At 33.9% G+C, this 23790-nt stretch carries 17 protein-coding genes; 16 read left to right on the top strand and 1 reads right to left on the bottom strand.

The annotated features are described in order from the left end of the window. The first annotated feature begins 10 nt into the window (after nt 1–10). The 13 genes from PBT91_RS03750 to PBT91_RS03810 all read left to right on the top strand — a co-directional run bounded on the left by PBT91_RS03750 (nt 11) and on the right by PBT91_RS03810 (nt 14389). Nucleotides 11–1114, top strand: a complete 1104-nt coding sequence (locus tag PBT91_RS03750; RefSeq protein WP_270060450.1) for a glycosyltransferase family protein — start codon at nt 11–13, stop codon at nt 1112–1114. 1 nt (nt 1115) lies between these two features. Next, nucleotides 1116–2207: a glycosyltransferase family 4 protein gene (locus tag PBT91_RS03755; protein ID WP_270060451.1), complete on the top strand. Its 1092-nt coding sequence runs from the start codon at nt 1116–1118 to the stop codon at nt 2205–2207. 100 nt (nt 2208–2307) lie between these two features. Further along, nucleotides 2308–2826, top strand: coding sequence for an acyltransferase (locus PBT91_RS03760; RefSeq protein WP_270060452.1), 519 nt, complete (start codon nt 2308–2310; stop codon nt 2824–2826). Beyond that, nucleotides 2783–3922, top strand: coding sequence for a hypothetical protein (locus tag PBT91_RS03765; protein ID WP_270060453.1), 1140 nt, complete (start codon nt 2783–2785; stop codon nt 3920–3922). Before PBT91_RS03760 ends, PBT91_RS03765 begins: the two co-directional genes overlap by 44 nt. A 22-nt stretch (nt 3923–3944) precedes the next feature. Continuing rightward, nucleotides 3945–5186, top strand: a complete 1242-nt coding sequence (locus PBT91_RS03770; RefSeq protein WP_270060454.1) for a glycosyltransferase family 4 protein — start codon at nt 3945–3947, stop codon at nt 5184–5186. A 9-nt stretch (nt 5187–5195) separates the two neighbouring features. Next, on the top strand, nt 5196–6512 hold the full coding sequence (locus tag PBT91_RS03775; protein WP_270060455.1) for a hypothetical protein: 1317 nt from the start codon (nt 5196–5198) through the stop codon (nt 6510–6512). 6 nt (nt 6513–6518) lie between these two features. Then, nucleotides 6519–7700, top strand: a complete 1182-nt coding sequence (locus PBT91_RS03780; protein WP_270060456.1) for a glycosyltransferase family 4 protein — start codon at nt 6519–6521, stop codon at nt 7698–7700. Further along, entirely contained in the window at nt 7678–8877 is a 1200-nt protein-coding gene (locus PBT91_RS03785; RefSeq protein WP_270060457.1) for a glycosyltransferase, read from the top strand. The genes PBT91_RS03780 and PBT91_RS03785 overlap by 23 nt, the downstream gene beginning before the upstream one ends. Then, nucleotides 8843–9436 (top strand): WcaF family extracellular polysaccharide biosynthesis acetyltransferase, encoded by a 594-nt coding sequence (locus PBT91_RS03790; protein WP_270060458.1) that lies wholly within the window; start codon nt 8843–8845, stop codon nt 9434–9436. The genes PBT91_RS03785 and PBT91_RS03790 overlap by 35 nt, the downstream gene beginning before the upstream one ends. A gap of 15 nt (nt 9437–9451) precedes the next feature. After that, nucleotides 9452–10417: a UDP-glucuronic acid decarboxylase family protein gene (locus PBT91_RS03795; protein WP_270060459.1), complete on the top strand. Its 966-nt coding sequence runs from the start codon at nt 9452–9454 to the stop codon at nt 10415–10417. A gap of 10 nt (nt 10418–10427) precedes the next feature. Then, a complete protein-coding gene (locus tag PBT91_RS03800; RefSeq protein WP_270060460.1) occupies nt 10428–11207 on the top strand; it encodes a glycosyltransferase family 2 protein in 780 nt (259 codons plus the stop codon). Nucleotides 11208–11248: 41 nt separating this feature from the next. Then, nucleotides 11249–12010, top strand: a complete 762-nt coding sequence (locus PBT91_RS03805) for a polysaccharide biosynthesis/export family protein (RefSeq protein ID WP_270060461.1) — start codon at nt 11249–11251, stop codon at nt 12008–12010. 12 nt (nt 12011–12022) lie between these two features. Continuing rightward, nucleotides 12023–14389 (top strand): GumC family protein, encoded by a 2367-nt coding sequence (locus tag PBT91_RS03810; RefSeq protein ID WP_270060462.1) that lies wholly within the window; start codon nt 12023–12025, stop codon nt 14387–14389. A 228-nt stretch (nt 14390–14617) separates the two neighbouring features. Here the strand turns inward: PBT91_RS03810 and PBT91_RS03815 are convergent, their stop codons facing one another. Next, nucleotides 14618–16126, bottom strand: a complete 1509-nt coding sequence (locus PBT91_RS03815) for a S41 family peptidase (RefSeq protein WP_270060463.1) — start codon at nt 16124–16126, stop codon at nt 14618–14620. Nucleotides 16127–16657: 531 nt separating this feature from the next. On the opposite strand from PBT91_RS03815, the gene PBT91_RS03820 reads away from it, so the two are divergent. The 3 genes from PBT91_RS03820 (at nt 16658) to PBT91_RS03830 (ending at nt 23778) form a co-directional block, all read left to right on the top strand. Next, on the top strand, nt 16658–19717 hold the full coding sequence (locus tag PBT91_RS03820) for a SusC/RagA family TonB-linked outer membrane protein (protein ID WP_270060464.1): 3060 nt from the start codon (nt 16658–16660) through the stop codon (nt 19715–19717). A gap of 21 nt (nt 19718–19738) precedes the next feature. Then, nucleotides 19739–21370, top strand: a complete 1632-nt coding sequence (locus PBT91_RS03825) for a RagB/SusD family nutrient uptake outer membrane protein (RefSeq protein WP_270060465.1) — start codon at nt 19739–19741, stop codon at nt 21368–21370. Between the two features lie 98 nt (nt 21371–21468). Further along, nucleotides 21469–23778: a GH92 family glycosyl hydrolase gene (locus PBT91_RS03830; RefSeq protein ID WP_270060466.1), complete on the top strand. Its 2310-nt coding sequence runs from the start codon at nt 21469–21471 to the stop codon at nt 23776–23778. Nucleotides 23779–23790 lie beyond the last annotated feature (12 nt).

Below are 23790 nucleotides of genomic sequence, written 5' to 3' on the forward strand. Positions count from 1 at the left end.
AAGAGAAAAAATGCATTGTATAAGAGTTATAGACCCGGCTAAGAAAATTATCATTTTCTTATCTTCAGATAATGATATTATCAGAGAGCGGAAGGCATATTTAAATGCTTTCAGAAAAGATTATAATATAGTCTGCTGTTTGGATTATGAATTAAACAGCGTTATTGAATGTATGGAGAAGCAGGGTGAGATTTTTTTAATTCTTTATCCAGATCCCTGTGAAGCAATTATTCCTGAAAATATTTTAAAGTTAAATTATCCAACCGCATGCTTTCAAATAGACACCTACGACGGTACTAGTGCAAGGTTTAACGAAGCAATGCTTTTTGATCATGCATTTATTTTCCATCCTAAGTATGATGAATTGCTCGCGGAGAAAGGTCATCCAAGTGTTACTTTATTACCACATGCGGTCGAGACGAATCTTTATCCAGATTTCAAAGCAGATAGAGCATTTGATGTAGGTTGGGTTGGTCGACTAGATGGTTCGTTTTATAAAATAAGAAAAGAACAGGTAGAAGCTATCAGCGAAAATTTTAAGACGAACGATATTAATAAATTTTATAATCAAGATGAACTAATATCGATTTACACCAATTCTAAGATTGCAATAAATATTTCTAGGGACGACTATATGATTGATGCTAATCTGAGATGTTTCGAGATTTTAGCCGCTGGAGCACTTTTAATAACTAAAAAGCCAACAGAATTAAATGAAATTGGTCTTGTAGCAGGAAAACATTTTGTAACCTATACAACTACAGAAGAGTTGCTGCAAAAGATCAAATACTATTTAGAAAATGACAAAGAAAGAAATCGAATTGCGTTGCAGGGCTATAAGCAGGTTAATCTGTACCACGATTTTTCAAACCGTGTTGAAAAGATAAGGGAAGCTGTTCATCAAAATAATAGCATCAAATTGGCTCCTGCCAAGAAATGGACAGATATAGAAATTAATGAAGTGTTTTTTGCTTATTACGCTCATCGCAGAAAATTAACTAAAGCAATTAAATACGGGATGCTATTGCTGAAATCTAGATATAATAAATCCTTCTATGTATTTAAAAACCTAGGTAGAATTGTGTTTTTAAACGTTAAATTTTATACCAAATAATATGAAACTAACAATACTACATGTAGCAGATATAAAATTGGATCCTTTTTCAGGGATGGGCAGAATTGCTTATTTCTGGAAGAAGGCTTTTGAAGAAGCCGGTCACGAATTTATTCATTTAGGAAAAGAAGAGGTTAAGACAAATCATCCATCGCAATTCCCTAAGCAAGCTTATAAACTTTTCAGGTTAAAGTATGCTGCTAAAAAACCTGATGTTATTTTAGCTCATGAGCCGGTATCAGGTATCTTTATTGGAAAAAATATTCCGGTAGCCCTTTTTAGTCATGGAATTGAGCAGCGAGAATGGAATTTAAGAAATAAGGCTTATAAACAGTTTCATGATCCAGTTAGTTTTAAGAGCAAGATATTATTTCCGGTGTGGCGATTAGTAAATTGTAATAAAGGGCTGAAAAAAGCTAATTTGTTACTTTTATCTAACAAGGAGGATCAGAGTTATGGGATCCAAAAATATAATAGAAAATTTAATGATATTGTCATTTTCAGAAATGGAGTAAAGGAAGATTTTCTTGCAAATTGTATAACGAAAGAAAAAAACGGAGAATGTGTTATAGGTTTTGCTGCGACCTGGATTAAAAGAAAGGGAACTGGATTAATTACAAAAGTGGCAAAAAAATTAGCAGACCAAGATATAAATGTGAAATGGTTATTATTTGGAACAGTTTTTCCAAAGGAAGATATTTTAAAAGAGTTTCCAACAGAACTGCATTCAAAGATCGATATCGTTTCAACTTTCAATGAATATGAAGAAAAAAGCTTATACGAAAAATGCGATATATTTATTCTTCCAAGTTTTTTTGAAGGTCAATCTTTGGCACTCTTACAAGGAATGGCTTCTGGGTTATGCTGTATCACTTCAGATAATTGTGCACAATTAGATTTAATTCAGCATCGAATAAACGGACTACTTTTTAAAACCGGAGATTTTGAAAATCTATCAGATCAAATAGAATTAGCGATCAACAATCCAAAATTCAGAAATAAATTGGGCGAAAATGCAAGGGAGAGCGTGATAGATAGGAAATGGAATGTTGTTTCTAAAGAAGTGGTAAGGCAAATTGAGCAAATAGCTTAGTATCACTTTAATGCTAATTCATAAGATTCTTTTTAAGTTTTCAATTTATTATCACTTTTGGCGGGCTAAGATATGTCTCCTCCCGGCAGTCTTGGCGGGTTTGAAAATAGGATCTAAGAGTGTAATAAAAAAAGCTTATTTCACTTGGCCACACCAAGTTAGTATAGGGGAAAATTGTATTTGTGAAGACCATGTGAATTTTAGATATGATGGGATATGGCGTCCAGGGCCTTCTATAGTTATTGAAGACAATGTTTATATTGGATCAAATTCAGAATTTAATATTTGTGATCATATAAATATAGGTAAAGATGTACTTATTGCATCTGGCTGTAAATTTATAGATCACAATCATGGATATCATCGCATAGATCAAAAAATTAGACTACAACCACCAGAGGTCGAGGCTATAAAAATTGAAGATGATGTTTGGCTGGGTACTAATGTTGTCGTGTTAAAAGGAGTTACCATTGGCTACGGAGCCATTGTAGCTGCTGGATCTGTGGTTACCACATCTATACCTTCAATGGAAATTTGGGGCGGAATCCCCGCAAAAAAAATTAGTAGTAGAAATAATGAAGAGTTTAATAATCACATGCGGCTGTCTGGAACCTTCTAAGGATGGTATAGGCGATTATTCTTTCAATTTGGCTAAAGCGGTTAAACTGTTAGGAGTAAGAGTTGTTTTAGTAAGTGTGAACGATTCATTTGTTAAAGTTTTTAGAGAAGAAAATAGAGAAGACATTCAGATTTGCAGAATTCCTGCCCAAATAAACTGGCAGCAAAAATATCGAACATTTAAAAATATATGCGATACCGTTAGTCCTGACCATATAAGTTTTCAATATGTTATTTATGCTTATCATAAAAAGGGTTTACCTATTGTGGCTCATAAATTTTTGGTGGAAGCATTAAAATCTCATCAAGTAAGTATCATGATGCATGAGCCCTGGATAGGACGATCAAAAGAAGATTTAATTCGGCATAAAATTATTGGATATTTTCAACAGATTATTATAAAACAACTCATAAATGGTATTGCGCCAATTAGAGTTTTTACAAGTAATAGAGCATTTAGTGACTTATTAAGTAAAAGTGGGATAAGAAATAAAGTGTTGCCGCTTTTTAGTAATATTCCATTTTGCGAAAATGCCTTGGATTTAATTCCAATGCTTATACATGGCAAGCAGTTTATTATTCCTGAAAGATCTACCAAAATTCTACTTTTTGGGAGGATACCTTTCGCTTGGAAAAAAAGAGAATTTCTTAATTGGATAGGGAAAAGAGAAATAAGCTTATTAGTTGCAGGAAGATCAGATCAAGATAATGCGAAGGCATTGGAAAATGAATTAAAGAATTTAAAATCAGATCTGAATATTTTTTCTTTTGGAGAACTCGATAAAATACAAATTTCAGCATTACTCCAATATGCAGATGCTGGATTGGCACTTACTCCGCCTCAAATTTTAGGAAAAAGTGGGGTCGTAGCGGCCTATAGAGAACACGGTCTGCCTATAATTTTAGCAGGAGAAGACGAAAGCTTTTCGACATTTAATGATCCTCATCTTATAGATGAAATTAGTTTAGACATCCCATGGCAGCAACAGGAAAATAAATTCCGAAGAAAAAAAACGTATAACGGAGTACACTTAACTGCTGAAATGTTTCTTGATACCATAAAAAAGGTAGAAATACAGCAAACCACGCTTGCATAAATTAATCACAAAAATTTATAATATGAAAATAATTGTTTCTCATCCCAATAGTAATCAGTTTAATCGTTGGGCGTTAGACGGTTTATTAGATAAAAATATGCTGCAAGAGTTTAATACTTCGGTAGCATCATTTCCGGGTAGTTTTTTAGATAAACTTTCTAACGTTAAAACATTTTCAGAAATAAAAAGAAGAAGCTTTGTTTCTAATTTACAACCTTTCACAAAATGTTCTCCCTGGTTAGAAACCGGTAGAATCGTTTCTGGTAAGTTTGGTTTTCAATCTTTGGTTAAACACGAAACAGGAATTTTTTCTGTAGATTCGGTATACCGAGATATTGATTTTAAAACAAAATCAAGACTTAAAAAAGCAAAATTTAACGGAGCAAAAGGGGTTTATGCTTACGAAGATGGCGCGCTTAATACATTTTTAGAAGCCAAAAAGCTGGGACTTACTTGTTTTTACGATTTGCCTATTGGCTATTGGAAACATGCCAGAAAGTTATTGGAGAAAGAACATGAAAGATCTCCTGAGTGGGTAGCTACGCTTACCGGCTTACAAGATTCTCCTAAAAAAATGGCAAAAAAAGATAGAGAATTACAATTAGCAGATAAAATTTTTGTGGCAAGTACTTTTACGAAAAACAGCCTTATAGATTTCGGCGGAATTCTTAGCAATGTAAAGGTTGTTCCCTATGGTTTTCCAAACCCTACCACCAAACGAAGCTATTCAAATATTAAAAGAAGAAATAAGTTGAAATTACTTTTTGTAGGAAGGCTAGAGCAGCGAAAAGGTATTGGAGATGTTGTTAAGGTAGCAGATGCCTTAAAGAATCATGTAAGCCTAACTATTGTTGGGCAAAAACCAACACAAGATTGTGAAGCTTTAAATTCAGCCGTAAAAAGACATCATTGGATTTCTAGTATCCCTCATGCAAAAGTTCTTGAACTTATGAAAGAGCACGACGTTCTTTTATTTCCTTCTTTGTTTGAAGGTTTTGGTATGGTGATAACTGAAGCAATGTCGCAGGGTACACCGGTAATTACTACCGAAAGGACTGCCGGGCCAGATTTGATTGAACACGGAGAAAATGGCTGGTTAATGAAGGCGGGTTCTACAGTGAGTTTAAAAAATTGTGTTGAAGAAATTCTGGAAAACAAAGAAATTATAGCGCAGGTAGGAAAAAATGCCTTAGAATCGGCATTTAACAGACCATGGAAAAAATATGGAGAAGAACTTGCTCAGGCAATGAGAGATCACTTTTAATTAATTATAATGAATAATTTATCGCTAAGTATAGCCGATAGTAAGGAAGTTGCATATGCTTATAATTTAATTCTTAAAAAAGGAATTTGGTTATATTTTATCCTACTTTTATTTGAAGGAGCCTTAAGAAAATGGGTCTTCCCTTCGTTATCGGCTCCGCTATTAATTGTAAGAGATCCAATAGCCATTTGGTTAATTTATGCAGCCTGGAAGCGTGACCTAATACCATATTCGTCATTTTTGGTTTCAATGGTATTTACTGCTTTACTGTCATTAACTACTACTTTTTTGACCGGTCATGGCAATATGTTTGTAGCCTTGTATGGCGCCAGAATTTTGATTTTACATTTCCCGCTTATCTTTATCATCGGTGAGGTTTTTACAACCAGTGATGTTGTAAAAGTTGGCAAAGTAATGCTCTGGCTTTCAATTCCTATGACAATTCTAATAGCATTACAATTTTATAGTCCACAATCTGCCTGGGTAAACCGAGGTGTTGGTGGCGATATGGAAGGCGCAGGATTTAGTGGTGCTATGGGATATTTTCGTCCGCCGGGCACGTTTTCTTTTACTACTGGAAATACAATGTTTTATGCGGTATTGGCAGCATTTATATTTTATTTTTTTTTAGAGCGTAACAAAATAAATATATGGTTATTAATTTTTTCTGCAATTTCTTTGTTTATCGCAATTCCACTTTCAATAAGTAGAACACTGTTATTTCAGGTTGTAATCGCTTTCTTTTTTGCATGCATGACAGGAATAATCAACCGAAAATTTTCAGGCAGGATAGTAGCAACCGCATTACTTTTAGTTATAGCACTTAGCCTAATTGCAACTACAGAAGTTTTTCAAAAAAGTACAGAAGTGTTTTCTACTAGAATAGAATCAGCCAGTAAATTTGAAGGTGGGATTGAAGGTACTTTACTCGATCGCTATTTAGGCGGGCTTTTAGGTGCAATAGAGCATTCTACTTCACAAAATTTACCATTTTTTGGTTATGGTTTAGGATTAGGAACCAATGCTGGTAGTATGATGCTTACTGGTGAAACTACTTTTTTAATTGCAGAAGAGGAATGGGGACGTTTGGTTGGTGAAATGGGAATTTTGTTTGGTCTGGCAGTTATTTTTATTCGATTAGGTTTATGCGTTTCCATGACTTTAAAAGCATACGCTAAATTAGTTTTAGGCCAACCCTTAGCCTGGATGCTTTTAAGTATTGGGCTTTTAATAATCCCTCAGGGGCAATGGGCCCAACCTACAGCATTAGGATTTGGAGTTTTGGTAGGAGGATTCATTATGGCTGCTATTAATTCTAATAAATAATATCAAATGAAACTCATATTTTATTCACACCCCAATTTTTTGGGGCATCAAAGTATGCCCAGATTTACCCAGATGTTGGCAAAAGGAATGGCTAAACGTGGACACGATGTAGAAATTTGGTATCCTTCTGCAGTATTCGCAGGTTTATCAAAAAAAGCTACTCTAAAAAAGTACTTGGGATATATAGACCAATTACTGATTTTTCCTTTACAGGCTAAAAAAAAAATAAGAAAAAAGGATGAAGGCTTACATGTATTAACCGATCATGCTCTGGGACCATGGATGAATTTTTTGAAAGATCGTAAGCACGTAGTTCATTGTCATGATTTTATAGCTCAAAAAGCAGCAAAGGACGGGATCGAAGGTTTTAAAGTTGGTAGATTAGGTAAAGTGTATCAAGCAATTATTAAAAATGGATTTACTAAAGCCAGAAATTTTATAGCTGTTTCTGAAACAACTAGAAAGGATCTACATAAGATAGTTCCTATTGAAAACTCTGCAACTAAAGTAGTTTATAATGGTTTGAATCAGGATTTTAATCCAACTAATTCGGTTAATGAAATTCGATATTATTTAAGCAAATTATTAAATCAGAATTTATCAGAAGGTTTTATTTTCCACATAGGAAATAACGAATGGTATAAGAATAGAGTAGGTGTAATTAAATTATACGATTATTGGCGTACTAATTATGATCATAATTTACCCCTAGTAATGGTTGGCCCAAAACCAACGGAGGAACAATCTTTTTTAACTGAAAAATCTTTTTTTTCGAACGATATATTGTTTTTTAATGATGTTGAAGATAAGCTGGTTAAGCAATTGTATGCGGCAGCTACGTTTCTTTTATTTCCATCTTATACAGAGGGATTTGGCTGGCCAATTGCCGAAGCTATGGCTTCAGGTTGTCCCGTAATAACAACCGGCGAAGCACCTATGACCGAAGTAGGGGCAGAAGCCGCTTTTTATATTCCGAAGCGATCAACTAAAGATCAAAATAGATGGTTTGATCTTGGAGCAAAAACGATCGAAAAAGTTATTTCTTTAAGTTCAGAAGATCGAAAAGAAATAATTTCAAAAGGTATCGAAAATGCTAAGCGATTTGATAGTGAAATTGCCTTGGATTCGATAGAAGTTTTATACCAATCTTATTATTTAGAAAATCATGAGAATACTTCACATTGTTGATCGTATGGATCCCAAAGCTGGAGGTGTATGCCAGGCCATAAGGATGATTATAGAATCTTTAAAGCATAGAAATGTTGAAAGTGATGTTGTTTCGGTAGACGACCCAAAAATGAAGTTTCAAGATGATTTTAAAATTTTGGCTTTTGGTCCTGCAGAAAATCCATGGCAATATTCCAAAAAACTATTACCATGGTTAATATGTAATCTTGGGAATTACGATACAGTGATTATACATGGCTTATGGCAATATTACAGTTTTGCAACTTATAAAGCATTAAAAGAAAGAAATGGTGAAAAACCATCAGTATTTGTAATGCCTCACGGGATGTTAGATCCTTATTTTCAAAATGCTCCAGATAGAAAGTTAAAAGCAATTAGAAATAAAATTTATTGGCAAATCATTGAAAGGCATGTGATAAATGGATGCGATGCGCTATTATTTACTTGCAAAACAGAATTAGATCTCGCAAAATTACCGTTTAAACCCTATAAGCCTAAAATTGAAAAAGTTATTGGTTTAGGTATAAAGGCACCTCCGAGGTGTACAACCTCAATGGTTAATGCGTTTTACGATAAAACAGGACTAACTAATTCTGATGATTTTTTACTTTTTCTAGGCCGTATAAATAGAAAAAAGGGACTCGATTTACTTGTTAAAGCCTTTTTACAATTACTGGACAACATACAAATGCCAAAATTAGTCATTGCAGGACCGGGAATCGATTCTGATTTCGGATTAGAAATTATCAATCTAATTAAGACTAGGCCAGAATTTAAGTCTCATTTTATTTTTCCAGGCATGCTAACTGGCGATTTAAAATGGGGTGCGTTTTATGCTTGCGAAGCTTTTATATTGCCAAGTCATCAAGAAAATTTTGGTATTGCAACGGTAGAAGCTCTTGCTTGTCGTAAGCCTGTTTTGATTTCAAATCAGGTTAATATTCATAACGAAATAGTTGCTTTTGAAGCAGGTTTGGTAGAAGAAGATAACCTTGAAGGCGTTTTGAATTTGCTTTCAAAATGGATGATAATTTCGAGTAAAAATAAAGAAAGGATGACATATAATGCTGAAAAATGTTTTAAAGAATTATTTCAGTATCAATCTATAGCAGAGAAAATTATAGAACTAAATAATTCTATGAATGAAAAATACTTCGAATATTCAGTCGAGGGTTAGACTTGCGGATTTCGATGCAAAATTAGGTTTGGATAGAGGCGCTAGTAAGTTCAAAGAAATAATTTGGTATTTTATTAAAATTACCATTTTTCTATCCGCTATTCCTTGCCCTTCAAGTTTAAAAGTTTTCCTATTAAGAGCTTTTGGAGCTCAAGTTGGCACCAATATTACTTTAAAACCGAGAGTGAATATTCATTTTCCCTGGAAATTAGAAATAGGTGATCATGTTTGGATAGGTGAAGAAAGTTGTCTTTTAAACTTTGAAAAACTGGTAATAGGTAATAATGTTTGTATTTCACAACGCTCTTTTTTATGTGGTGGAAATCATGATTATAGAATACCATCAATGCCTTATCGCAATGGTCCTATTTATTTAAATAATGGATGTTGGATTGGCGCTTGTAGTTTTATAGGTCCTAATGTATCTATTGGTACAGATGCGGTTATTACGGCAGGATCTGTTATTACCTCGAATATTAAACCAAATATAGTGTGTAGAAAAACAAATTTGGATTTCGAAAAACCTCGATGGAATCAAGAAATATTGAATAAAGTTTAAGTAAAAATTTAAAACATGAAAAGAATTTTAGTTACTGGCGGAGCTGGTTTTATCGGATCGCACCTATGCGAAAAATTATTAAATGAAGGAAATGAAGTTATCTGTTTGGATAACTATTTCACCGGTAGTAAGCAAAATATCGTAAGCTTAATGCATAATCCATATTTTGAAGTGGTACGACATGATGTTACGGAGCCGTTTATGGCTGAGGTAGATGAAATCTATAACCTTGCCTGTCCCGCATCTCCCGTGCATTACCAGTATAATCCTATCAAAACAATGAAAACCTCTGTTATGGGGGCGATCAATACACTAGGATTAGCTAAAAGAGTACGAGCAAAAATATTACAGGCCAGCACTAGTGAAATATATGGAGATCCTAATATTCATCCGCAACCAGAAGAATACTGGGGAAATGTAAATACTATTGGGCCAAGATCTTGTTATGATGAGGGTAAACGATGTTCAGAAACTTTGTTCATGGATTATTATAATCAACATAATATCGATATAAAAATTGTACGCATTTTCAACACGTATGGACCTAATATGAATCCAAACGATGGTAGAGTAGTGTCTAATTTTATTGTACAAGCTTTAAAAGGTGAAAATTTAACCATTTTTGGAAATGGTAATCAAACAAGATCCTTTCAATATGTAGATGATTTAGTAGAAGGAATGGTGAGAATGATGAATACCCAGAGAGGATTTACAGGACCCGTAAATATTGGGAATCCTCACGAGTTTACCATGTTAGAATTAGCAGAAACTATTATAGAAATAACAGGATCTTCATCAAAATTAAGCTTTAAAGCTTTGCCAAAAGACGATCCTCGACAAAGAAGACCGAATATTTCTTTAGCCAAAAAGAATCTTAACGGATGGGAACCTAAAATTCAATTAAGAGAAGGATTGATAAAAACGGTGACTTATTTCGACCAGCTATTACAACAAGAGCAAAACTTAACTATGATCCAATAAATAGTATATTATGAAAATTTCAATAATAACAGTGGTATACAACAATGAGGATACCATAACAGAATGTATAGAATCAGTATTAAACCAAACCTATCATAATATAGAGTATATAATAATTGATGGGAACTCGACAGATGGTACTCAGGAAAAAATTAAGCCTTACCTAAGCCGTATTGATTGTTATATATCAGAATCTGACTCGGGAATTTTTGATGCTTATAATAAAGGTATAGAACGTGCAACCGGCGATGTAGTTGGTATTTTAAATTCTGATGATTTTTTTCATTCTGAAAAAACTATCGAAAAAATAGCAAAAGCTTTTGAAGTTTCTGGTAGTGATCTAGTATACGGGAAAGGCGTATTTGTGAGCAAAGAAAACCCAGATGTAATTAAAAGAATCTATCCTTCTAATCCTTTTAAGAATACTCATTTACTTTTTGGATGGATTCCATTACATCCTACAATTTATGTGAAGAGGAAGATATATGAAGAATATGGCTTATACAATAAAAATTACTCTATAGCCGGTGATTACGATATATCTTTGAGATGGTTTAAAAATCAGCAAATTGAAAAATTTTATCTAAAGGACTGGATAGTAAAAATGAGGTTAGGAGGGAAAAGTACAACTCTGGCTTTACAGAAAAAAAAATCATCTGAAGATATTAAGATTATTAAATATCATAAACTCGCAGGGTATTTAACACTTATGTTTAAAATTGGTAGAAAGATCCCACACCATCTTATTCCTAGAATGGTAGACGCCAAAAATTTATATCGTTGGTTCTAAAATTAGGAATCAAAACATAATTAACCTTTAAATAAATAGTAATGAAACTAGCAGCAAATTCATTTATTTTATTGGTAACAGTTATGCTTTCCTTTTCTTCCTGTGTTTCACGCAGAAAAATTGCGTATTTGCAAGGAGAAGGTGAGCAAAATTTAGACCTAGAAAATAACGTAAAAATTAAACCCGATGATGTCTTGACCATACGGGTATCTACGGAAGAACCAGATGCGGCAATTCCGTTTAACTTGATTAAATCTGCAGGCCAAACCGGAATTCCGGGAAATATCGAATTAGAAACCTACTTGGTCTCTAATGAAGGAAATATAATTTTTCCTGTGGTTGGTGAAATTAAAGTCACGAACTTGACAAATATCGAACTAGCCGAACGAATTAAAACTAAAATCAGCGACTATGTTAAAGATGCCATCGTAAATGTGCGTATTCTTAATTTTAAAATAAGTGTTTTAGGAGAAGTAAATAGTCCTGGTACATTTGTTATTGAAGATGATCATATTACCCTGCCACAAGCATTAGGATTAGCCGGCGATATGACGATTTATGGTAAACGAAAAAATATCCTAGTAGCAAGGCAAATTAAAGGGAAACAGGTAAGAAAGTATGTGGATTTGCGTGATGCTGATGTAGTAAGTTCACCTTATTATTACCTTCAGCAAAATGATATTGTATATGTAGAACCCGTGGGTGCAAGAAGACAGTCAGCTAGTTTTCTTGGTACGGCTTCCAGCTATCTATCATTAGCTTCCGTAATTATTTCAACAATTGTTTTGATAACTAATAATTAAATTTTGGTCATTATGAATAACAATATTAAAAGTAATCACCAGAAAAAAATTGGTTCTGAAATAAAAAAATACACCAAATTTTGGTATTGGTTTATACTAGCTTTAATTATTACTTTGAGTGGCGCATATTTTTATTTAAAATATTCTACGCCGATCTATAAGGCAACAGCAAGCATTATTATAAAAAATGATGCTTCACAAGGAAATTCTGAAGCAGCTTATGGAATTAACGATGCTAGTTTATTCGGACTAGGATCGCAAAAGATAGAGAGTGAAGTTTCTATTTTAAAATCAAGACACTTAATGAAGAAAGTGGTTAAGGCGCTTCACTTAAATATTTCATATGCTATTGAGGGTAGGTTTCGCACTATAGAATTATATGATGATAAGCCGTTTACAGTGAAAATGTTGACATATGATCCTAAAAAACTTAATATATATTCCAATCAATTTAGCATTACTTATTTAGGGAATAATGAATTTAAAATTTTAGATCGTAAGGACTTAAAAGAATATAGAGTAAAGAGTAACGAGCCTATTGATATTGGCTTTTCAAAGATTATTCTTACGAATCCAAAATCTGGTGGACTGAATTTGCCGGTAGATGTAAATTTTAATTCAATGGAATCTGTAGCCGCTAACTACGGTAATAAAGTAGCACTAATGCAAGGTGAAAATAGCTCGAACGTGATAAGGTTTGAACTTGCAGATGCCGTTCCAAACAGAGCCAAACATGTTTTAGATCAACTCATTTTAGAATATAATAAGGATGCTATTGAAGATAAAAATTTAATTGCTGAAAATACGGCGAGTTTTATAAATGAGCGTTTAATGATTATCAATACCGAATTAGATTCCGTAGAAACGGGAAAAGTAGAATTTAAGAAAGAGAATCGTCTAACCGATTTATCATCGGAGTCTGAAATGTTTGTTCAAAATGCAAGTGAATACAGTAAACGAAAACAAGAAATAGGAACTCAGCTAGAATTAGTTAATACTATTTTACAATTTTTAGCTTCCACCGATAATGATGATTTAATTCCTGCAAATCTAGGACTTGAAGCTAATGCTGTAAATCAACAAATTTCAGAATATAATACATCGATTCTAGACCGCAACAGATTATTAAACAGTTCTACGGAAAAGAATCCTATGGTAAAAAGGATTAATGATAATATAGTTCAGATTAAATATAATATAATTCAATCTTTAAAGCAGTCTAGATCCAGTCTTCAAATTTCTTTACATGATTTACGAAGACAATCATATAATATTAATTCTAAGATTTCAGAAATTCCTCTTCAGGAGAAGCAAAATAGAGGTATAGAAAGACAGCAGAAAATAAAGGAATCTTTATATTTATACTTATTGCAAAAAAGGGAAGAAAATACATTAGCTTTAGCCGTAACAGAACCCAAAGCAAAAGTTGTAGACGAAGCTTATAGCACGGGCATTCCTGTAGCTCCCAATCCTAGAAGTATTTTTTTGGGATCAATTTTATTAGGTTTGCTAGTGCCTTTTTCGATTATTTTTGCTTCTCAGACGTTAGATGGAAAGGTTAGAAGTAAACAAGATTTACAAGAGTATTTGTCTGCTGAAATTCCGTTAATTGCTGAAATTCCAACTTTGGGAAGGTTAAAAAAGAATTTTTTGATACAGCGCAAAGATAGATCTGTATTAGCGGAATCTTTTAGGATTTTAATGACAAATTTAAATGCCTATTTAAAAAAGACATTTGATAATCAAAACTCAAAAGTGATTCTTCTAACATCTTCATCTAAAGGAGAAGGAAAAACCTTCACTACTATAAACCTTGGGATTACCCTTGCTAATAGTAAAAAGCGCGTTTTAATAATTGGAGCAGATCTAAGGAATCCACAGTTACAAAGATATACAGATGATCCTAAAAATTTTATTGGATTAAGTGAATACCTTTCAGATAATGCGACCGTTGATGATATTGTAAGAAAACCAAGTTTTCATCAAGATCTAGATATAATCTACTCGGGAAGCATTCCTCATAATCCGGTTGAAATATTAAGAGAGGACAAATTACGAACGCTTTTTGATCACGTTCGAGCTACATATGATTTTATTCTAGTAGATACCGCTCCATTAATGTTGGTAGCAGATACAGCTATTCTTAGTGAATTTTCAGATCTTACTTTATACCTAATAAAGGCAGGAAGTACAAAGAAAGAAAGTTTAGATTTTATTCAGGATGCCAATGATGGTACTTTACAGAATATCTGTTGTGTATTAAATTGTGTCCAATTTGCTAATTTAAGATACGGCAACAAGTATGGATATGGTTACGGAGAAAAAAGAAGAAAGGTAACACCTGAAATTAAAAAGGAAACGGCTAATATGATTTCATGACAAAATATAGAGTTATATTTTAGCTCAATTTCAGCTTTAAATAATATAAAATACGGTTTTGAGAATTGCTTACAAAAAAATGAAATAAGCATTTTACAATGAACTGTTATCGAGAGTTAAGTTTCAAAAGTTTGAGCGTTAGATATTTTATCTATTTTAAAAATTTTGCTGCTAGCGATGTTAGCCCCTTAGGAAAGTACTTAGTACCGACTGAAGGGGCTTTTTTATTTATTCCCTAATTTCAGGAATTTTATCTATATACATTTTTTGATAGTTGGGTTTCATCATACCACTTTCCCCAATTTGTTTAAAATTAAAACTGTTAGTAGAAAATCTTTTAGACCGTACGCTTGTTCTCCCAAGTATCTCATCAATTGCTCTTGCAAGAAATGGTTCTTCAGGATCGCCTAAAATTCCTAAATTACCTAGCTCTTCTTCTATAAAAATGTCTGGAGTAAGGCCATCAACAAAATCGGTATATCCATCAGCATTAGCCATTTTTAAAACTAAAGGTTGCATGGCGTAGGTATGCTCTTCACTTCGGTTTTCTTTACCAAAGCTAGGACTGTCGTAAAGTGTGATAGAAGCCTGAAATTTACCAGTTGTTTGTCCACCAATTTGAACTACATTAATATGCGGACTTAAGCCATTTATAATTAATTCGCTAGCTGAAGCTGTAGATCCTGTGGTGAGAATATACACTTCATTTAGATTTAAACTATTAATGCTCTCTCCAGAATTTAATTGTGAGTCGAACTCATTAATCAATCGGTCCGGTGCAAAATTTTCGTAGTAGTTCTGGTAATCTTCATTCCACCTTTCCTTTGCAAATATCTTTCCTTCAAACTGGCCGGTAATCATACTTGCTAAAGCGGTAGCCGTATTTACAGATCCACCGCCATTGTAACGAAGATCTAATATTAAGTCTGTTACTCCCTCAGACTTCAACTCTGCAAAGGCCGCATTTAACTCTTCATCAAAATTCGCTATAAAACTATTATACATTAGATAGCCAATCTTTCGATTTTCAATCTCTAATACTTTAGTGATAAAAACGGGATTCATTGTATAGGGATCGTCAGATAGGGTTGCAGTCTCATCTGTTAACTGGAGTGCTCCATTTTCTACATAGGCTATATCGATAGTAAACGTTTCTCTTGAAAGTAAATCAAAGTAATTAGCTTCAGTGAGTGCAATTCCGTCAACTTCGGTAAAAATAGTACCACGTTCAAGACCGGCTTTTTCGGCTGAAGTGCCGGGTAAGATGTATCTTATAAATCCAAAAAGATTGTTTGTTCCACTTATTCGCCCTAGACCAAAGTCTATACCTGTAGCGCCACTAATCCCATCGAATTGATCTTCCAGTTCCTGATAATCATCGACTATGTAACTAAATCTATCCTGATTAGATAGTAATGAGTTAAAAAGTCCTTCAGGAGAATTAAAGTTGTTTAAAAAATTCTTTTCTTCTTCATCATTTTGAAAAAAATCATCATCAAGTTCTACAACATCAGATTTGTATAAGTATACATCGTTTAAGCCGCGATAAATAAAACTTTTTATTTGAAGATCAGTATTTACCTCTTCATCTATAACATCCCCATCATCGACTTCTGGTTCGGGATCTTCGTTTTTATCTTTTACTTCAACCAGATCTTCTTCAATATCGTCGCTAGAGCAAGCATTAAATGCAAATATGCTTCCTAGAAACCATATTATTAAAAAGTATTTTTTCATAGAGTTAACTCTTAATATTTTTAAAATTATCAGTAATTGTGCCATCATTTTATCTTCTATACAATTATATACGTTAAAACTAATACTTTGGTTGTCTTTTAGTTGTAGATGCTGAAAAAAGAATTTTCAAGAAATATATAATTATTGTGATGAATCTTTCAAGAGTATTACTATAATTTCTTTTTAAGCAAACGAATTTATATTAAGAATGAATACTTAATAATTCTATTAGTAGGTTTTAGTTGACAAGATAAAGGTTTATTTTTTTTAAAGCGGTTTTTTACTGCATGGATATAATTGCCTAGAATATGGATTTTTTTGTCAAATATTTCAATAAGTATTTGTAAATAAGTTTTTTATGTTCTTCAATATACATGCTTTTTTCGTTTTTTGATTAATATTTACAACGTTATAGTTTAGTGTTATTTTCTATGTTTTTGATCATTTTGTCCATTAGTTGAAAGCAATACGTGGGTAATTTTACTTCTCGAATTACTTAATTAATGTTAACAATTAACTAAATAAATGATAATGGAAAAACTTAAACTATTATTAATTGTCATATTACTTGGTATTGCTACTCCTGGAATTGCGCAGGAGACGGTAACAGGTATTGTTACAGATGCTAATGATATTCCTATTCCCGGAGTAAATGTTATTCGTGAAGGAACCACTGTAGGTGCGGTTACTGATTTTGATGGTAATTTTTCTATCGAAGTTTACGAAAACGATATCTTAACTTTTAGTTTCTTGGGTTATAAGTCTTCTCAAGTTACATACACAGGGCAGGAAACAATAAATGTACAACTAGAAGAAGATAGTGCAGAGCTAGAAGAAGTAGTTGTTATTGGTTATGGTACCGTAAAAAGAAAGGATTTAACGGGATCTGTAGCATCAGTCGGCGCTAAAGATATTGAAAAAGCTAATAAAGTAGATGCGGTATCTGCATTGCAAGGACAAGCACCGGGTGTGGTGGTTCAACGAACAGATAATAAACCAGGATCTGGTGGTTTTAATATTCGAATAAGAGGAGCTAGTACCATAAATTCTAGCGAGACGGCTAGTGGTGGTGGATTTAATCCTGGTCAAAACCCATTGTTTATTGTGGATGGAATATTTGTAGATGATATTTCTTTTTTGAATCCTGCCGATATAAGTAGCATGGATATTTTGAAAGATGCTTCAGCTACAGCAATATATGGCTCTAGAGGTAGTAACGGAGTCGTTTTAATTGAAACTAAAAGAGGGAAAAACGGAGAGTTAAAGATCGATTATAGCGGATATGTAGGATTTAGAGAAGCCTATAATTTGCCTCCGGTTTACGATGGTCCAGGTTATGTTGAGTTATTGAGAGATGTAGCAGTAGGACAGGTTTTTGCCAGTAATGACGGTGACTTGAGTACACGACGTAATGATGTAGATATTTCAGATTATCTAGATGAACAAGAACTTCAGAACATAAACGATGGTGTAAGTACAGATTATGTAGATCTATTACTTAAAAAAGGATTTCAAACCAATCACACTATTAATTTAAGTGGAGGTACAGAAAAAACAACTTATTCTGCCGGTCTGGCTTATACGCTAGATGAAGGGAATTTTGAAGGAGAAGACTTCAATCGGTATAATGTTCGGGCTAGTTTAAATAGCGATCTAGCAGATTGGTTAAATATCAGTTTGAGCAATTACTTAACTTCAGCAAAGCAAAATGCGGGAAGTAATGAGGCGTTTAGAAGTGCTTATCGCTTAAAACCCATAGGAAGACCTTACAACGAAGATGGTTCACTTCGATTTAGACCAATCGAAAAAGAAACACAGATAACAAATCCATTATTCGATGTTCAGAATGAAATAAGAGAAACTCGATTTTTACAATATATAGGAGATATTGCCTTAAAGATCGAGCCTTTAGAAAATCTAATGCTGACTACAAAATTTTCTCCAAACATTAAATATCAGCGTTATGGAGAATATCGCGGACTATATACAAAAAGTAGTAGTGGAAACGTAGCGAATAGAAGAGCCCAAGTAGATAATTCAAACTACTTCTCTTATTCATGGGATAATATTTTAAATTATGATTTTGAAAGTGGCGTGCATGCCTTTAAGTTTACTGGTGTAGTTTCCCGTTTTATGGAACGATCTGAAGGTTATTACAACCAGGTACGTAATTTTACTACAGACGAGTATAGCTTTTATAACTTAGGAGCTGGTTTAGATATTAGAGATCTTTCGAGTGGTTTTTCTAAACAAACTTTAGAATCATATACGGGAAGAATTAATTATACTTTAGCAGACAAATATTTATTTACAGCCACAGGTCGTTATGATGGTTCTTCCATACTTTCTGCCGATAACAAATGGGCCTTTTTCCCTTCAGCAGCTTTTGCATGGCAGGTTATAGATGAGAACTTTATGCAAGAGCAAAATGTTTTTTCTAACGCTAAACTAAGAGTGAGTTATGGACAAACGGGGAATAATGGTTCTGGTGGAGGTTTAGCGCCGTTGGCATCTCAGTCCTTATTAGGTGCAAGTGCTACTAACTTGGGAGATGCTTCTGTTTCTACGGCATATTTAACCGGATTAGCAAATCAGGATTTAACTTGGGAACGCACAACAGAAATCAATCTTGGTATCGATTTTGGATTTTTGAATAATAGAATTTCAGGTTCTATCGACTTATATGAAAGAAAAAATACCGATATCATATTTTATACTCCGCTTCCTAGTGTTACTGGATATGGAGGAACATATGATAACGTAGGTGAATCTACCAACCGCGGTATAGAAATAGCTTTAAATACTACCAATATTAATAGCGAAGACTTCAGATGGACGACCAACTTCAATTTTGCATCGAATAAAAATACCTTAGATAAACTTTACGGAGGTTTGGATGAAATCATTTTTAATGTGAATGGAACCAATCTTATTCACCGTGTAGGTGAACCAATAGGAGCAGTTTATGATTATGAGTATGATGGAATTTGGCAATTAGATGAGGTTGAAGAAGCAGCTGTTTATGGGCAACGTCCAGGGCAGGTAAGAGTAACCGATGTTAACGGAGACGGAGAAATTACACCTGATGAGGATCGTAAAGTTATAGGCCAGGTAACGCCAAAATGGACAGGTGGTATCACTAGCAATATGACTTTCAAGAATTTTGATTTTGGGTTCTTGATCAACATCAGTCAGGGTAGTACTTATAGAAGTGTATTTCACAGTAATTACGCTTGGGGATATGCCGATCAACCTTCTCGATTATTTAACGGCTATAGAACTGATTATTGGACTCCAGAAAATCCAACTAACGATTGGTATCAGCCAGGGAATGGTGGTATTTATCAAGGTGCAGCACATTATATGGATGTTTCTTTCGTAAAAGTAGGATATATGACTTTGGGATATACGCTACCTAGCGATTTACTTGAAAAAATAGGTGTAAGAAGTCTGCGCATATATGGAACTGTTCAAAATCCTTTTGTTTTTAGCGATTACGATGGATGGGATCCAGAGAATGCTGGTCGAAATCAATACGGTGCTGCGTTTATGGCGCGTACTTATATGACAGGGATAAACCTTACATTTTAAAAATTATAAAATATATTGAAAATGAGATATTTTAACTATAAAGCGATTGTACTGCTTATATCTTTAGGAGCAGTAAGTATTGGCTGCGATAGCTATTTAGAAGAAGAGAATAATACCTCTCTAAGTATCGAAACAGCAAATACAGATCCAGAGACTTTCAATCAATTGGTAGCTTCAGTTTACGAAAGAGCGAGAGAAACAACTACGGTTTATACCTCAGATCTTTATTATGCTTTAGAAGATCTAGGTACAGATATCGTTACACGTAATACTCCTATTACCGGGACTAGTGATCTAAATGATTACGTCAATTTCAATTCTCTCAATTGGGCGGTTGGTGTATATTGGGCTAACCAATATAGCGTTATCGCTGCAGCTAATTTAGCAATAGATGATGCCCCGCTTATATTAGATGTACCAGAGGATGAAAAAACAAAAGGTCTTGCTGAAGTTAAGTTTTTTAGAGCAATGGCTTATTTTAAGCTTGTAGAAAATTACGGAGGGGTACCATTAGTGCTGAATGCAGTAACTGATATATCTACAGATTACCCGCGTAATACTGAAGAAGAAGTTTATAACCAAATATTAATGGATCTTGAAGAAGCTCTGGCAGGAGTTCCCGAAAGTACAGAAGTTTATGGTCGTCTTACTAAGGATGCCGTTAGACATTTTATGTCTAAAGTATTACTTACTAAGGGCTACAAATCTTTTGGGGATGATAATGATTTTACTCAGGCAGCTGCCTATGCTGAAACTGTAATTAATAATCACCAACTTGTTTCTTCATTTCAGAGCTTGGTAAGCATAGAAAATCAAAGGAATTCAGAAGTGATTTTTTCCTACCTATTTGGAGGAAATGCAGTATCTAGGGGATGGGGTAATTCAAAACATATGTTATATAAGTTTCGATTTTTTGATTATCCGGGGTTAACCAGAAGTGTAAAAGGTTTAGGCCCAATGCCAACCCCATTTTTCTATAGTCTTTTTTCTGAAGAGGATGAGCGTGCAGCAGCAACATACAAAAGAGTTTTATACGCTACCGAAGAAGATGTAGCAGAAGTAAATGATACTGAAGTTAATATTGCAGTTGGAGATACTGCTATATATTTTCCAAAAACAGCGTGGACACAAGCTGAAATTGATGCCGTACCTTATGCTGTAATCAATCCGGGGACTTACTTCAAAAATGATGGCGTAACACCAGTACACTATCCAATGTTTAGAAAGTTTGATGATCCTACGATACCATTTACGCAGCCAGATCAAACCTCGCAAGGAGAAAGAGACATGGTTATAATGCGTTCAGGTGAAGCTTATCTATTTGCTGCAGAAGCTTATTTGCAACTAAACGATAAATCTACAGCTGCAGAACGTTTAAACACAATACGGTCTAGAGCAGGATTGGATTCTTCTTTATCTTCTGAAGATGTGGATATTGATTTGATCCTAGATGAAAGAGCAAGAGAACTTGTTGGAGAAGTAAATCGTTGGATGGATCTAAAACGTACGGGCAAATTAATAGAACGTGTATTAGAACATAATCCGCATGCCGCTTTAAATAACGCTATTCAGGAAAAACATCTTTTAAGACCAATCCCTCAGACAGAGATTGATAATACTGGAGGCTCTATAACCCAAAATCCTGGTTACTAATATTGTAATCTATAAAAGCAGGCAGTAATGCCTGCTTTTATTTTAAAAAAAGAATTATTATATAAGTTTAATACATTGGTACCCCAATACTTTTGAATATGAATTTTAAAAATTTCCGGCGTATTCTCACAGTCTGTTTATTACTCTTGTTGCTTTCCTGCAAAGTCAGTAAAACAGAAAAAACAGCTTCAGAAGAATATGTCGATAAAGTTTACCCCTTATTAGATACTGAAAATTCTAGATGGTTTTATTTTAGCTCTGCCAGCAGACCTTTTGGGATGGTTAATCTTAGCCCAGACACCCAGATCGATGGGGCTTGGGGTAGTGGATATCGTTACAATACCGATACTGTTAAGGGATTTAGTCATATACACGCTTGGCAAATGGCCGGACTTTCTATGATGCCAGTTATTGCGAAAGCTGATGACGATAAAATTTTTACTGATTTTTATTCGAAATTCGATCATAAAACTGAAGAAATACATCCAGGATATCACAAACTTTTTTTAGATAGATATCAAATTGAAACTGAATTAACCAGTACTACTCGGGTAGGATTTCATAAATATAACTATCAAAATAGTAATTCTCAGGCTTTATTATTCAATCTCAATACCACTTTAGGACCTTGTGATAATGCAGAAGGTTCGTTGGTTTTAGACAGTGAAAAAGTAGTATCAGGTTCATTTAAAATGACACCTACTAGTAGGCGTCCAAAAGCTTTAATTACTTATTTTAAAGTGCATTTTAATAAACCGGTGGCCTCAATTAAAAAAGATAATAATACCGGAAATTATTTGGTGACTTTTGAAGAGGATGCTGGCGAGTTAATGGCTAAAGTAGGAATTTCATATACTTCACCCGAGAATGCCAATTTAAATATTCAGTCAGAATTAAATCATTGGAATTTCGATAAAGTAGTAAAGGAATCAAGAGACCAATGGAACAAATTGTTAGGAAGAATTCGTGTTGAAGGTGGCGATAAAAAACAACAAAATCGATTTTATACCGATTTGTGGCATGCTTTGCAAGGAAGAAGAATCATTAGTGATTGTAATGGGGATTATCCAGATAATACCGGCGATAATTTTAGAATAGGAAAGCTGCCATTAGATAAGACTGGAAGTCCACTTTTTAATCATTATAATTCAGATTCTTTCTGGGGAGCACAATGGACTATTAATACGTTGTGGGGACTTGTATATCCAGGCATAATGAAAGAATTTATAATGTCCTTATTGCAGTATTACAAAGATGGCGGTTATATTCCAAGAGGACCTTCAGGAGGTAATTACACCCATGTAATGACGGGGGCATCTTCAACTCCCTTTATAGTAAGTGCTATACAAAGAGGATTAATTTCTGAAGACTTAGATAAAATTTACCAGGCATTAAAATTGAACCATATGCCTGGCGGAATTATGGCTAAAGCAGGTTATGAGCATGAAACTTCTATTGGTGGTGGCTTAGATTATTATTTAGATAAAGGCTACGTTCCTTACCCATTGCTCGTACCAGAGGATGAATACGGAATTCATAAAGATGGTTCTAGTATGACTTTAGAATATGCTTATCAAGATTATACGCTAGCCCAACTCGCCAAGAAATTAGAAAAACTGGAGGATTATACTTATTTTACAAAAAGATCGAAAAATTATAAGAATGTCTTTAATAAAAATGTGGGTTGGATGTCTCCTAGAAAAGTGGACGGTAGTTATAGTGACAATTTCGATCCTTATCAATACGAGAATGGTTTTGTAGAAGCGAATGCTGCGCAAGCAACCTGGTTTGTTCCACACGATTTAAAAGGTCTTTCTTTGCTTATGGGAGGAAAAAAGCAAGCAATTTCGAAATTAAACAATCAGTTTATAGAAGCAGAGAAATTAGGTTTTACCTCGGGAACTTCCCACGATGCAGAATTACATCCTGAATATAGTAGAATACCTATTAACTACGGAAATCAACCTTCGATAGAAACCGCCTTTGTTTTTACCAAATTGGGAAATCCTGAATTAACCCAATATTGGTCTAGAAAGATTGTAAATACTGTTTTTTCAGATCTATCTCCATCCAGAGGATATAACGGAGATGAAGATCAGGGATTAATGGGAAGTTTAGCTGTATTAATGAAATTGGGACTTTTTCAGATGAACGGAGGAACAGAGGAAGATCCTGCTTACCAAATAGGGAGTCCAATATTCGACAAAATTACGATCGATTTAAATTCCGATTTTTACGAAGGGAAAGAACTCAGTATCATTTCTAATAACAATTCTGAGAAAAACATTTATATAGAGAGTGCTGAATTTAATAACAGGAAATTAGATTCTCTTGAAATTAAACATAGCGATTTAATAAAGGGTGGAGAAATCAGATTACACATGACGAATTCAAGGCATAAAAAATAATAGAAGAAAATT

Source organism: Zunongwangia sp. HGR-M22, assembly GCF_027594425.1.
GTDB lineage: Bacteria > Bacteroidota > Bacteroidia > Flavobacteriales > Flavobacteriaceae > Zunongwangia.